Source organism: Photobacterium kasasachensis, assembly GCF_050336885.1.
Classification (GTDB): domain Bacteria; phylum Pseudomonadota; class Gammaproteobacteria; order Enterobacterales; family Vibrionaceae; genus Photobacterium; species Photobacterium kasasachensis.
The window spans coordinates 699,977-713,243 of record NZ_JAKJSH010000004.1; the positions used below are offsets into that span (position 1 = coordinate 699,977).

Consider the following 13,267-nt stretch of genomic DNA (forward strand, 5'->3'; position numbering starts at 1 on the left):
GACCGGTCTAATTAGGTAGTTATAGACCAGTCAAAAAGCTGAAATTCAAAAGGAATGTACGATGACAAATGCGCAAAAGACCAACTCACGTATTGTGTTAGCCTCCCGACCAGTCGGTGCCCCTACTCCGGCAAACTTCCGTTTGGAAGACATTGAAAGACCCGTTCCGGCAGAGGGCGAAGTATTGCTACGCAGTGTATACCTCTCACTGGATCCCTACATGCGCGGGCGCATGAACGATGCCAAATCCTATGCCGATCCTGTTGCCGTTGATGATGTCATGGTCGGTGCAACGGTGTGTCAGGTTGTCGAGTCAAACAACCCTGAGTTTGAAATCGGCGAGTGGGTACTTGCCTACACCGGTTGGCAGAGTTATGGCATCTCTGATGGCGAAGGCCTGCTTAAACTAGGGAAACAACCCACAGCTCCATCCTACGCATTAGGCGTATTGGGCATGCCCGGTTTTACTGCCTATATGGGCTTGCTTGATATCGGCCAGCCGAAGCCAGGTGACACACTGGTAGTCGCTGCGGCAACCGGCCCGGTGGGTGCGACAGTAGGACAAATTGGTAAAATTAAAGGATGCCGGGTGATCGGGGTAGCCGGTGGCGAAGAGAAATGCCGCTACGCCAAAGAGGTATTGGGCTTCGACGAGTGTATCGATCACAAGGCGACGGATTTCGAACAACAGCTGCAGGCAGCCTGTGACAAGGGCATCGATGTCTATTTCGAAAATGTCGGCGGCAAGGTATTTGATGCGGTGCTGCCATTGCTCAACACTGGTGCCCGCGTGCCGGTCTGTGGCTTGATCTCCCAGTACAACGCAACTTCCCTGCCAGATGGCCCGGACCGTATCTCGATGCTGATGGCCACACTGCTGATCAAGCGGATCAAGATGCAAGGATTCATCATTTTTGATGACTACGCACACCGCTACAACGAGTTCGCTCAGGACATGACCCAGTGGCTTGCCGAAGGCAAAATCCAGTACCGGGAGCATTTGGTAGAAGGGCTTGATAAGGCACCGGAAGCCTTTATCGGCCTGCTGGAAGGCAAGAACTTCGGCAAACTGGTGATCCAGGTTAACCAGCCACTATAAGCACGCAAGGAAGCCAACCATGATTACACTGCATCACCTTAATCAATCGCGCTCTAAGCGTATTATCTGGCTACTGGAAGAGCTAGGGCTTGACTACAAAGTAGTCCCATATCAGCGCGATAGCGTGACGTTTCTGGCACCGCCGGAGCTGAAATCCATTCACCCTCTGGGCAAATCGCCGGTCATTGAAGATGACGATATGGTGATTGCCGAGTCCGGGGCTATCACTGAATACCTCATCGACAGGCATGCCGCCGGACAATTGTCGCCACAAAAGGGAACGAAGGAATATATCGAATACTCGCAATGGATGCACTTTGCCGAGAGCTCTGCGATCCTCCCTTTGTTGCTAAAACTGTTCGTCGACAAAGATGGTTGTGAAACTAACTTCCTCGCCGGTTATGCCGATGCCGAGATCGCCAAGGTCATCAGCTATTTTGACCAGTCACTCGAGGGAAAACGCTACCTGGTGGCCGACAAGCTCACCGGGGCAGACATTATGATGTCCTTTATTGTCGAGATATTAGCGAACAACAACACACTGAGCAGCTTCCCCAACATTGCCGCTTACGCCAAACAGCTCAGCACCCATGCCGCTTTTCGCAAAGCCGATGACATAGAGGCCAGTCACTAAACAGCAGAGCGGCCCCGAGTAATCTCGGGGCCGCTTATTTATTTGAGCTAGTTTAACGTTCCTTGCAAATCCCCAGCGCCTATCACTCTACAATCCTGTCTCACTCGCAAATCTTCCTGTTTCAGGCATAAGCCAAAACGTAAATATTCTTATGTGTGCATATTATTTCTTCAGCTTATAGCCCAGCATTCTATAAACAAATCAATCACTAACCTTTTGTTAATATTCTAATTTATCAGGAGACAAACATGATAAAGGAACTTAAACTCACCCTTGCTCTGTTGTCTGTTTTATTCAGTGCTTTATTCAGTACTACTTACAGTAGCTATGCCCTTGCGGCAAAAACAGAACTACCGGCCCTGAACGCGCTCCCCGACGCGACCTCTATCTCCGGACTGTCTTCCGGTGCCTTCATGGCAGCCCAGTTTCACGTCGCCTTTTCCGATGAACTGGTCGGGGCCGGAATAGTTGCCGGGGGGCCATGGAACTGTGCCGGTAACAATCCGTTTAGCAACCCGTTCATCACGCCGATCCTGACCGCTACCACGACCTGTATGAATCCCTGCAAAGGCAGTATTGTCGGCTGTCCGTCCATGATGTATCCGAACAGTGGTTTTCTGGTCGATCTTGCTAAGCAAACCGCCCGTATCGGCAAAATCGATCCTGTCGACAACCTGAAAGATGACAAAGTTTATATCTTCTCGGGCGCCAGTGACGAAACCGTCGTCACCGGTGTGGTCGATACCACGGCGGAGTTTTACCAGAAACTCGGCGTCGGTGATGACCAGATCCTCTACAACAACCGCGTGGATGCAGGCCATGCCTTTATCACCACAGATCAAAACGATACCCCGTGTAGCAAAACGAAAGCGCCGTTTATCAACGACTGCGACATTCCACAGGCCCAGCGTATTCTCAAGCATATCTATGGTGATCAGAAACCTGCGGCCAAAACACTCACAGGTGAACTGATTGAATTTGATCAGAGTGCCTTCTTTGACGATCCGCTGACCAGCATGAACGAGACAGCCTTTGTCTATGTGCCGGAAAACTGCCAGACAGAGCAATGTAAAGTCCACGTTGCCGTGCATGGTTGTGAGCAGGGAGTGTCAGTGATCGGGACCACCTATGTAAAAGAAACCGGGTATCTGGAAGCGGCCGATACCAACAGTACGATTGTGCTCTTCCCACAGGTAAAAAAATCATCGCTAAATCCCATGAACCCGAAAGGGTGCTGGGATTTCTGGGGCTACAGTACCAATAACTTGCCACCGTATAACTATTACAGCAAAGAAGCACCACAGATGGTTGCCATCAATAAAATGATTGCCCGCCTGATCAGTCAGCCGGTGAAACTGACGCAAAACTAACCTTCCTTTATTGAAGCGTGGAACACTAAAAAAGCAGTATCGGGCAATCGCGCGGTACTGCTTTTATGCCAGAGTTTTCGACATCCCTTCCCCGCAATGACCTGATATGAACAGCCGCTCGAGAAACGGGTTGAAACCTAGCTGCAACCTCTAACAATCGCCACAAGCAATTGAATCAATTGATATATTGGCGCTTTCAGTAGGCTATTCACTATCAGGAAAATATAATGAAGCATATTGTTAAACCCCTCATCATTGCCGCCGCGGCATCCACCTTCTCCATGTCTGCTCTCTCGGCAGAAATCAAAAACGTTATCTTTATGATTGGAGACGGTATGGGGCCGCAGCAGGTCGGACTGTTGGAAACCTATGCCAACAATGCCCCCAACTCCATCTATCAGGGCGATAGCACCGCCCTGTACCAGCTCGCCCTGGAAGGTGTGGTCGGCTCCTCATTAACCCACCCGGATGAAGCCATTGTGGTCGATTCAGCGTGCTCGGCCACAATGCTGGCAACCGGCCTTGCTACCGCCTCGGAAGTCATTGGTATCAACGCCAACGGCGACCATGTCGAAACCGTACTGCAGAAAGCCAAACGGCTTGGTAAGGCAACCGGACTAGTGTCGGATACTCGCCTGACACACGCCACCCCGGCTTCGTTTGCCGCGCACCAACCGCATCGTTCGCTCGAGAACGATATTGCTGCCGATATGCTGGAAACCGGTGCCGACGTGATGCTCTCCGGTGGCCTGCGTCACTGGATCCCACAATCAACCAATGACAAAGGATCGGTTTACAAAAAACTGGCTACCCTTACCCGGGGAGACGTCAAACTCAAATCCAAACGCAAAGATGACCGAAACCTGTTAACGGAAGCACAAGCCGACGGCTATAGCCTGGCCTTTAACAGGAAGATGCTTGATAACTCACAGGGGGATAAATTACTGGGACTATTTGCCTACTCGGGCATGAATGACGGCATAGCCCATAGCAACTCGAAAAACGATCCCGCCCGCACGCAGCCGACGCTCAAAGAGATGACAGAAAAAGCCCTGGCCGTGCTGTCGAAAGACGAAGACGGTTTCTTTCTGATGGTCGAAGGCGGCCAGATTGACTGGGCAGGACACAGAAACGATGCCGGACGCATGCTGCACGAAATGATCAAATTCGACGAAGCCATCGATTCAGTCTATGAGTGGGCCAAGGGTCGGAATGATACCCTGATCATCGTCACAGCCGATCACGAGACAGGCTCCTTTGGGTTCAGTTATTCGTCAAAAGACATTCCTGCACCTGAACAGCGAAGCGGAGAAGCTTTCCGGAAGCTCGACTATGCTCCGAACTATAATTTTGGCTCGTTTGATATTCTCGACAAACTATACAACCAGAAGCAAAGCTACTCAGCGATGATAAAGGCGTTTGATGCGCTGGAAGGCAGCCATAAAACACCTGAAAAGCTCGCAGAGATCGTCAATGCCAATAGTGACTTCCCTATCACTGTCGCCCAGGCCTCCAACGTCTTGCAGATAAAGCCGAATCCGTATTACCGCAAAGGCCACAAGCACCTTGCTGCCAAGCAGGTTCCTAAGATCAACGACTTTGATGCTTTCTTCCCATACAACTACCGCGAAAACCTGCTCGCCCGTGAACAGGCAACAGCACAACACACCGTATGGGGCACAGGCACACACACCCATACACCGGTGAATGTATTTGCCTGGGGGCCACTGGAAGAAATTATTCCAGTATCAAAAATCATGCACCACTCAGAACTGGGCGAATACGTGATGAGCAAGGTGAAATAGGCTGCTGACAACACTGGTTAAAAGTCAGTGGAAACAAAAAGGCTCTGAGCCAATACTCAGAGCCTTATTGATATCGGGAGCGCTAGATAAATGTTACCGGCGCTGGATTAAGCCGATGTCAACTGTACATCGAGCATCTCAACTGGGAATGTCTCACTTGGCTCGACAAGCTCATCCTGCGCCAGAACGGTTTGCAGCTCCCATTCATTTTGTTGCTGCGTGCGTTTAAGCACCCCGTAGCAGGCATCATGGCAATGCTGGAAGGCCTCGCTTGGCGAATTGCCCTTAAGCAAACCGGCGGTAAAGACGGCAGAAATCAGATCACCGACGCCGACAGGTTGCAGCTCAAACGGCAGGTGGGGACGCTGAGCAAGAAAACAGCCTTCGCGGGTAGCCAGCATCATGCTGAATTTGTTGTCAGAAATGCAATACAGGTGCTTAACAAGCACAGCCTTAGGCCCTTTTTCCAATGCAATATGGCAAGCTGCTACAGCATCAGAAAGGGTGTTGATTTCCATCTGCGCGAACTGGCTGAGCTCGAACTGATTTGGCACGATGACATCAGCGATGGGCATAAGGTCATTGACCAGGTGTTCCGCAATACCGGGAGCCACAATACACCCTTTATCCGGCGCGCCCATTACAGGATCGCAAACATAAATCGCAGACGGGTTTTGAGCCTTCACTTTTTCGACAGTTCGGATCACCGCCTCGCACTGCTCTGCACTGCCTTGATAACCGGTAAGAATCGCCTCACAACGCGATAATGCATCAATATTATCGAGGCCTTGAACCAGCTCATCTATATCTGATGCCGAAAAGGCACGTCCAGTCCAACCTTGTTTATATTGAGTATGGTTGGAAAACTGAACAGTATGAATTGGCCATACTTCAAATCCCATTCTTTGCATCGGAAAAACCGCCGAGCTATTGCCTGCATGCCCGTATGCCACATGAGATTGAATAGATAAAATGCCGCGCATAATGTTTTCCTTTCTAAATACCGAAGTGCCTCAAGAAACTCGTCGCGGCGAGCGTAGAGATAGCTCAGGTATTACTTATTTTAGAAACAATCCAAACTGTATTTCTCAGGAAGAGAGAATGAACAACACAATTTGGCAGTATTTTTATTTTTGTTAATGGCAGTTAAAGGTAATTGTCATTAGATTTCAGCTCGCAATTCATATCGAAATTACATATTGAGTCGCGCTGATACGGCCTAGAATTTATCATACATTTAAACATCATGATAGCGGCCAGAAAGAGTGGTTTGTGGGTATAAAGTAGGTTTATAAACTATAGGTTAATAATGGATATTTCCGATAAAGATTGGCTACCTTTCTCTGCACAGGCAACATTCAAATAAGATAGCCAATCCCAAGGAGGTAATAACGACTAATGTTTTTAGCCAGTAAACGCCGGAAGAATACCCAGCATCGCCATAAAGTGGAATACCGCAGTTAATATCCCGAAGCCTATCACCAAGGCAATCATTACCTGGCCCCCCGGAGCCCTAAATCCTTCGCGACCATTTGCCAATGTTCTCGACTTTCTGACCAGAAGAGCCGGAATAATACAGGTCCACACCGTAGCGGCAGCGCCGGCATAACCGATGGCTATCACAAAACCAAACGGGAACAGCAGTGACATAACCAATGGCGGCAGAAAGGTCACCGCCCAGGTTTTGGCACGACCTTGTCTGGTGTCTTCGAACTTGAACAGATCAGCCAGGTAATCAAACACCCCGAGCCCAACCCCGATAAATGAAGACAGAATGGCCGCCATCGAGAAAGCATTGATCGCATTCGCTACTTTTTCGGACTCAATCACAGAGCCCAGCGCGGTCAACAAGGCATCGACATTACCGCCCTGCTCAATCACCGGGCCAAACTGGTTTCTCGGCAAGTTGCCAAAAATGCTGAATAGCCACAGGAAGTACAGGCCAAGTGCAATCGTGGTGCCGCCCAAAATCGCTTTTTTGGCTTTGCTCTCATCCCCGTAATAGGCACGCATTGACGAAACCGAATGGTGATAACCAAACGACGTCAGCGCAACGGGCAGCATCGCCATTGCGTAAGGTGCATAGTTTGCTTTTTCATTGATGGAATCAAACAGTATAGACATGTCAACTTTGACGGCCAGCCCTGACACACCGAACGCGAAGCTTAAGACCATAAAGATAATGAGTAAAACAGAGATGCGGTCTACTGCTCGTGTTGAATGCCACACGAAAGCCGAAAATACCAAAACAAACAATACTGAACTGATTTTACTGTCGATGCCCAACACATCCTGAAGGATAAGACCGGAAGAGGTGATATAGGCATAGAGCAATATCCCACCGACAAAATACACCATCAGGTTATTGAACATGTTGGCTTTATCGCCAAGCATGTCTTTCGTTACCGTATTGAACGACACCTTTAAGTCGTAATGTTTAAAGGCCTCCAGTAACATCCACCCCGACACCGTCATGACGACCATTGTCAATGTGATCGCCAGCACCGACCAGATTGTCCATGCCCCTGCACCGGCACTGGGCAAACCGAGCATTCCGGCCCCGACGCAAACACTGGCGATAATGCATGCCCCGCCAATTAACGACGGATGCTTTTCCTTCACTGTATCATTTACCACTAACGACGGACTTTTATCCATAATTCAGTCACTCTTCTAATTTCACGTTATTGGAACCATGAACCTAAACTGTTTTTTTGAGTATGTGTTTAGGAAAAGAGCGCCCATCGGGGCGCTCTTTTAAGGTTGCTATGCTTCTTCAAGTACCTTGACTTCCGGCGTCTTCACTGCCGGCTTCACAGGCTCAACTTCTTTAAGCCGAGCCGTAAAGTGGCGAAGTACCGGAGGCTCGTAGGTAAACTCCAGTCCTTTCACGTTCGTCGCGTTCTTCTTCACTTCTTCAAAGGCCTCAATGATGAAATCCATGTGCGTCTGGGTGTAAGTCGCACGGGGGATAGTCAGACGAAGCAACTCAGCCGGACACGGGTGTTGCTTCCCTGTCGCAGGATCACGACCCAGCAGTAATGAGCCGATTTCAACCGCACGGATCCCCGCCACTTTATAGAGCTCGCAAGCCAGCGCATGTGCCGGGAACTGCTCGGCAGGGATATGCGGCAACAGCTTGCCCGCATCGACAAACGCAGCGTGACCGCCAGCTTGCTGACAAACAATACCCAGTTCCTCCAGGCCGTCGACAAGATACTGAACCTGACCGATACGGTAGGCCAGCCACTCCTGGCGCATACCGTCATACAGGCCAACAGCAAGGCGTTCCATCGCACCACCTTCCAGGCCGCCGTAGGTAGGGAAGCCTTCCTGCACCACACACAAGGTCCGGCACTCGGTGTACACGTCCATCATGGATTCATCTTTAAAGCAAAGCAGGCCGCCCATCTGGACCATGGCATCTTTCTTGGCCGACATCGCAAGGCCATCTGCGTACTTATAGCTCTCGCGGGTGATCTCTTCGATCGTCCAGTCCTGATAGCCTTCTTCACGCTGCTGAATAAAGTAGGCATTCTCTGCATAGCGGGCAGAATCCATGATCACCGGAATGTCATATTTACGGGCAATTTCATACACGGCTTTCAGGTTCGCGATAGAAACCGGCTGACCACCTGCGGAGTTACAGGTAATGGTGCTGACGATATAAGGCACGTTGGCCGGACCTGCTTCGATGATCGCTTCCTCAAGCTTGACCAGATCAAAGTTACCCTTGAAGTCTGCATTGACCGCGGTATCAAACGCTTCTTCGGTGTAGACATTTTTCGCCACGCAGCAGTTCACCTGGGTGTGACCCTGAGTGGTATCAAAGAAGTAGTTTGACAAGGCAACCATCTTGCTGCGATCAAGCCCTTTTTCGGCCTCGCGTTTTTTGATCAGAACCGGAATGTAGATCTGCTCGGCACCACGGCCCTGGTGGGTCGGGATCGTTAGCTCATAGCCAAAGATGTCTTTCACCGCATCTGCCAATGCGTGGTAGCTGCGACTGCCGCTATAGGCTTCATCACCACGCAACATAGCTGCCTGCATATCTTGGGTGATGGCACCTGTCCCGCTGTCGGTCAACAGATCAATAAACACATCTTCACTATCTAGCAAAAACGGGTTCATACCCGCTTTTAATACAGCCTCTTCACGATAGGCACGGGTGGTACGTTTAACCGGCTCAATAACACGAATACGGAATGGTTCAGGTAGGTGTTTAAAGTTTTCCATAATAATGCCTTTAATCATATCAGGTGCTTAACCGCACCTTTTAGAAATGGGTAATAATATCGCCAGATGTTTTAAAATCTATCTAACGTGCTAATTTCAAGACGAACGCAGACACGTTAAATAAATAACGAACATCAAAATAATCATTTAGCTTGAATTAATAGAAACAACAGCGTTCTATTATTTACGATATAGATATTGACTGTATCGGGAAGAAGTCAGAAAGCTTACAGTCTTCAACATACCATGGCGTCAGTAATGGCTGTGATGATACTTTCAATTTAGGGCACATATTCATATTATGCTCTCAGATGAAAATACAATTTAATTATCAGACAAATAAATTAAATGCATTAACACTATTAATTCAAATCACCCTTATTCACCACAAAGTGACATGGGTACAAAATATTAAGTGCTAATGTTCGGCGTAATAACGCCGGAAGGACTTACTCAGAAGAAAGACGGAAAGAGAGCTTATGATCTACGTTATACCAAGCCGATAATATCGGCTGTGAGGGAGATTGCAATTTGAGGTACACGTCCATCTTATGTTCCTATCTGAAAAGCAATATTCGAAATTGATGAAGTCATCATCCTATAGTTAAATTAATAAATATATATTGATGATCAATAAGTGTGATCAGGGCAAATAAAAATTCACCGGTTTTATTCACAACACAGATGCACAATAAAAAAGATAATTGCACCACAATTCATATCAAATACTTATTACTGCAATAAAACCGTCATAAGTCCTTGATTTACTATCGCCGTATTTTAATATCAGGATTTTAAAATGAAACACATTGTTAAACCTCTCATTTTTGCCGCGGTAACCTCTACGTTCTCCTTCTCAGCACACTCGGCAGAAATCAAAAACGTCATCCTAATGATTGGTGACGGCATGGGGCCGCAACAGGTCGGCTTATTGGAAACCTACGCCAGCAATGCACCTCACTCTATTTACAAGGGCGACACAACGGCCCTCTTTAAACTTGCCCAAGAGGGCGTTATCGGCTCGTCACTGACCCATCCGGAAGACGCGATCGTGGTCGACTCTGCATGTTCGGCAACGATGCTGGCCACCGGCATCTACACAGGATCGGAAGTGATAGGCATCGATGCCAACGGCAACTATGTCGAAACCGTGCTTGAAAAAGCCAAGCGCGCCGGAAAGGCCACGGGGCTCATTTCCGATACCCGCCTGACCCATGCAACCCCCGCCGCCTTTGCCGCCCACCAGCCACACCGTTCGCTGGAAAATGATATCGCCTCTGATATGCTGGAAACCAATGTCGATGTCATGTTGTCTGGCGGTTTGCGTCACTGGATCCCTAAATCGACCAACGATAAAGGTGCCGTCTATAAAGAGCTGGAAGTCCTTACCCAGGGAGACGTCAAGCTGAAATCCAAACGCAAAGACGATCGTAACCTGCTTACCGAAGCCAAAAATGACGGTTACAGCCTCGCCTTCAACAAGGAGATGCTCGAAGCCGCCCAGGGCGACAAACTACTGGGGCTCTTCGCCTACTCAGGCATGAATGACGGCGTTGCCTACACCAACTCGAAAAATGATCCGGACCGTACCCAGCCAACCCTGAAAGAGATGACGGAAAAGGCCCTTGCCTTACTATCTAAAGACAAGGACGGTTTCTTCCTCATGGTTGAAGGCGGGCAGATAGACTGGGCAGGCCACAGCAACGATGCCGGCACCATGCTGCATGAAATGATCAAGTTTGACGAGGCCGTGGGCTCCGTTTACGAATGGGCCAAAGATCGTGACGATACACTCATCATCGTCACCGCCGACCACGAAACCGGATCATTCGGCTTTAGTTACTCATCGAACGAGCTCCCGACACCAGAGAAGCGTTCAGGCGAGGCCTTCCAGAAACGCGACTACGCCCCTAATTTCAACTTTGGCCAATTCGAAATTCTGGATGGCCTGTACAACCAGAAGCTGAGTTACGCCGCCATGTTAGGCGAGTTTGACAAGCTAGAGCCATCGCAGCAAACGGCGGAAAAACTGGCTAATATCGTCAACACCAACAGCAGCTTCCCGATCACCACGGCACAGGCAGCTAACGTCTTGGAAACCAAGCCAAACCCGTACTTTAAAGGTAACCATAAGTACCTCAAGCTGAAAGACATCCCGACAATCAAAGACTTTGATGCCTTCTTCCCGTACAACGACCGTGGCAACCTGCTGGCTCGCGAGCAGGCAACTGCCCAAAATACCGTTTGGGGCACAGGTACCCATACCCATACGCCAGTCAACGTCTTTGCCTGGGGACCGCTGAAAGAGATTGTCCCGGTGTCAAAAATCATGCACCACTCGGAGCTGGGCGAGTACATTAAAAGCCTGGTGAATTAAGCGCACAGAAACACCATGCCAGCTTTGTACAAACAGCCTTGGGCAACTGTGCCCGAGGCTGTTTTCTATTCAGCACCTGCCGACTTCAGGCTAGATAGTCGCCCAATAAGTTAATGTGAAGCAAAGAAACATCACCACTTTCTTCCCTAATTTCTGCATATTTCCTGCACATTGTCCTCATAGACTATCCAACATTCCGATACGTTCAACATGGATATCATGCCATCTCACTGACATAGGGAAGCCATTATGATATTTCACTCTGCAACTCAGCAGCCAGCCATTACCCCTGCTATAGGCCCTTTCATAATAAGACAGTTATTCGCCTTCGTGGCAGTGAGCTCAATGCTTGCCTTAACAGGTTGTGACGGCTCCTCATCCGAAAGCGCTGCAACAGCGACCAGCTCGACTGCCAGCGGCTATAAAATCGTAGATACCAATCAAACGGATTGCTACAGCTCATCAACTGGCCTCGTCACCCCCTGCAGTGGCCAGGGACATGACGGAGATTACGCCGGTAATCAGCCGAGTTACACCGTCAGCTCAGACGGGGTGACCGTCACAGACAACGTCACAGGCCTTATCTGGCAACAAAGCTCCGATTTAAACAACGACGGGGCAGTGAACTATGCCGATAAGCTAGAGCAGAGTGAAGCCGTCACTTACTGTGACGATCTCAGCCTTGCGGGGCGACAAGACTGGCGCCTGCCTAGTATCAAAGAAGCCTATTCCCTGATCTTGTTCAGTGGAAAGGATCCCAGTTCATATACGGGCTCAGACACCTCGAGCCTTGTTCCTTTCATTGATAGTGCCTTCGACTGGGCTTTCGGTGACACCACCACCGCCGATGGGATTAACGCCGGAGACCGGATTATCGATGCCCAGTATGCCTCCTCCACACTCTATCTGAGCACGACAATGAACGGCGATCCGACGATGTTCGGAGTTAACTATGTTGACGGCCGTATCAAAGGTTACCCGACGCATATCAAGGAATTTTATGTGCGCTGCGTAACAGGCAACACCGAGTACGGGGTAAACGCATTTGTCGACAACGGCGACGACACCGTGAGCGACAACGCGACGGGCTTAATGTGGCAACAAAATGACAGCAAATCTAGCAATTGGGACGATGCAATCTCTCAGTGCGAGACGGCAACAACCGCCTCGCATTCAGACTGGCGTTTACCCAATGCCAAAGAGCTACAGAGTATCCTGGACTACACACGCACACCGGATACCGACGGTGAGGCCGCAATAGATCCAATATTCAACGCCACCTCATTCACGAACGAAGAAAGCATCACCGACTGGGGCTATTACTGGAGCTCAACCACACATGTAGACAATGATAATAATGGCAGCAATGCCGCTTATGTCTCTTTTGGGCGAGCACTTGGTTACATAAGCGGCAATATTCTTGATGTTCATGGCGCGGGAGCACAGCGCAGCAACGACAAGCTCGACGTATCTACCGAGCCCGGCGCACAATCGGTGACCGATTCAAATGGCACCTTTTATTACAAAGGACCGCAGGGAGATATCTTACGGGCGAGCAACAAGGTAAGGTGCATTCGAAATTTTTCCTAACGCCATCGCAACAAGGGCAACCAGGGCTGAACGAAGTCAATAAACGCCGAGATCCGCCGGCAACCAACAAAAACGGCCCCGAGCATTTGCTCGGGGCCGTTTCCGTTCCGTATTTCCCTGTGTTCCAGGCAGGGAGCCAACCAAGCCCTTGGGAAA

Annotated in this window: 10 protein-coding genes; 6 read left to right on the plus strand and 4 right to left on the minus strand. The window is 49.5% G+C overall.

From position 1 onward, the window contains the following. Positions 1–61: 61 nt before the first annotated feature. The 4 genes from L4D19_RS02935 (at position 62) to L4D19_RS02950 (ending at position 4,908) form a co-directional block, all read left to right on the plus strand. Positions 62–1,099 (plus strand): NADP-dependent oxidoreductase, encoded by a 1,038-nt coding sequence (locus L4D19_RS02935; protein WP_428451113.1) that lies wholly within the window; start codon positions 62–64, stop codon positions 1,097–1,099. Between the two features lie 19 nt (positions 1,100–1,118). After that, positions 1,119–1,733 (plus strand): glutathione S-transferase family protein, encoded by a 615-nt coding sequence (locus tag L4D19_RS02940; RefSeq protein WP_428451114.1) that lies wholly within the window; start codon positions 1,119–1,121, stop codon positions 1,731–1,733. Positions 1,734–1,981: 248 nt separating this feature from the next. Then, a complete protein-coding gene (locus L4D19_RS02945) occupies positions 1,982–3,103 on the plus strand; it encodes an extracellular catalytic domain type 2 short-chain-length polyhydroxyalkanoate depolymerase (RefSeq protein WP_428451115.1) in 1,122 nt (373 codons plus the stop codon). 227 nt (positions 3,104–3,330) lie between these two features. Next, entirely contained in the window at positions 3,331–4,908 is a 1,578-nt protein-coding gene (locus L4D19_RS02950) for an alkaline phosphatase (RefSeq protein WP_428451116.1), read from the plus strand. A gap of 107 nt (positions 4,909–5,015) precedes the next feature. Here L4D19_RS02950 and pdxY read toward each other — a convergent pair whose 3' ends face one another. The 4 genes from pdxY to tnaC form a co-directional block, all read right to left on the minus strand. Next, complete coding sequence (gene pdxY / locus L4D19_RS02955; protein ID WP_428451117.1) at positions 5,016–5,891, minus strand: pyridoxal kinase PdxY; 876 nt, start codon at positions 5,889–5,891, stop codon at positions 5,016–5,018. A 421-nt stretch (positions 5,892–6,312) separates the two neighbouring features. Next, a complete protein-coding gene (locus tag L4D19_RS02960) occupies positions 6,313–7,566 on the minus strand; it encodes an aromatic amino acid transporter (protein ID WP_428451118.1) in 1,254 nt (417 codons plus the stop codon). A 108-nt stretch (positions 7,567–7,674) separates the two neighbouring features. Beyond that, the gene (gene tnaA / locus L4D19_RS02965) at positions 7,675–9,144 is read right to left on the minus strand and encodes a tryptophanase (RefSeq protein WP_428451119.1); all 1,470 of its coding nucleotides are present in this window, start codon (positions 9,142–9,144) and stop codon (positions 7,675–7,677) included. Between the two features lie 449 nt (positions 9,145–9,593). Continuing rightward, a complete protein-coding gene (tnaC, locus tag L4D19_RS02970; protein ID WP_160653042.1) occupies positions 9,594–9,692 on the minus strand; it encodes a tryptophanase leader peptide in 99 nt (32 codons plus the stop codon). A 251-nt stretch (positions 9,693–9,943) separates the two neighbouring features. On the opposite strand from tnaC, the gene L4D19_RS02975 reads away from it, so the two are divergent. Both L4D19_RS02975 and L4D19_RS02980 read left to right on the plus strand, forming a co-directional pair. Next, complete coding sequence (locus L4D19_RS02975) at positions 9,944–11,521, plus strand: alkaline phosphatase (RefSeq protein ID WP_428451120.1); 1,578 nt, start codon at positions 9,944–9,946, stop codon at positions 11,519–11,521. 345 nt (positions 11,522–11,866) lie between these two features. Continuing rightward, positions 11,867–13,111, plus strand: a complete 1,245-nt coding sequence (locus tag L4D19_RS02980; protein ID WP_428451121.1) for an Lcl C-terminal domain-containing protein — start codon at positions 11,867–11,869, stop codon at positions 13,109–13,111. The last annotated feature ends 156 nt before the right edge of the window (positions 13,112–13,267 follow it).

Excerpts from the sequence above, each read along its gene's own strand:
- L4D19_RS02935 (WP_428451113.1), top strand. The coding sequence starts at position 62 with ATGACAAATGCGCAAAAGACCAACTCACGTATTGTGTTAGCCTCCCGA.
- L4D19_RS02940 (WP_428451114.1), top strand. The coding sequence starts at position 1,119 with ATGATTACACTGCATCACCTTAATCAATCGCGCTCTAAGCGTATTATC.
- L4D19_RS02945 (WP_428451115.1), top strand. The coding sequence starts at position 1,982 with ATGATAAAGGAACTTAAACTCACCCTTGCTCTGTTGTCTGTTTTATTC.
- L4D19_RS02950 (WP_428451116.1), top strand. The coding sequence starts at position 3,331 with ATGAAGCATATTGTTAAACCCCTCATCATTGCCGCCGCGGCATCCACC.
- pdxY (WP_428451117.1), bottom strand. The coding sequence starts at position 5,891 with ATGCGCGGCATTTTATCTATTCAATCTCATGTGGCATACGGGCATGCA.
- L4D19_RS02960 (WP_428451118.1), bottom strand. The coding sequence starts at position 7,566 with ATGGATAAAAGTCCGTCGTTAGTGGTAAATGATACAGTGAAGGAAAAG.
- tnaA (WP_428451119.1), bottom strand. The coding sequence starts at position 9,144 with ATGGAAAACTTTAAACACCTACCTGAACCATTCCGTATTCGTGTTATT.
- tnaC (WP_160653042.1), bottom strand. The coding sequence starts at position 9,692 with ATGGACGTGTACCTCAAATTGCAATCTCCCTCACAGCCGATATTATCG.
- L4D19_RS02975 (WP_428451120.1), top strand. The coding sequence starts at position 9,944 with ATGAAACACATTGTTAAACCTCTCATTTTTGCCGCGGTAACCTCTACG.
- L4D19_RS02980 (WP_428451121.1), top strand. The coding sequence starts at position 11,867 with ATGCTTGCCTTAACAGGTTGTGACGGCTCCTCATCCGAAAGCGCTGCA.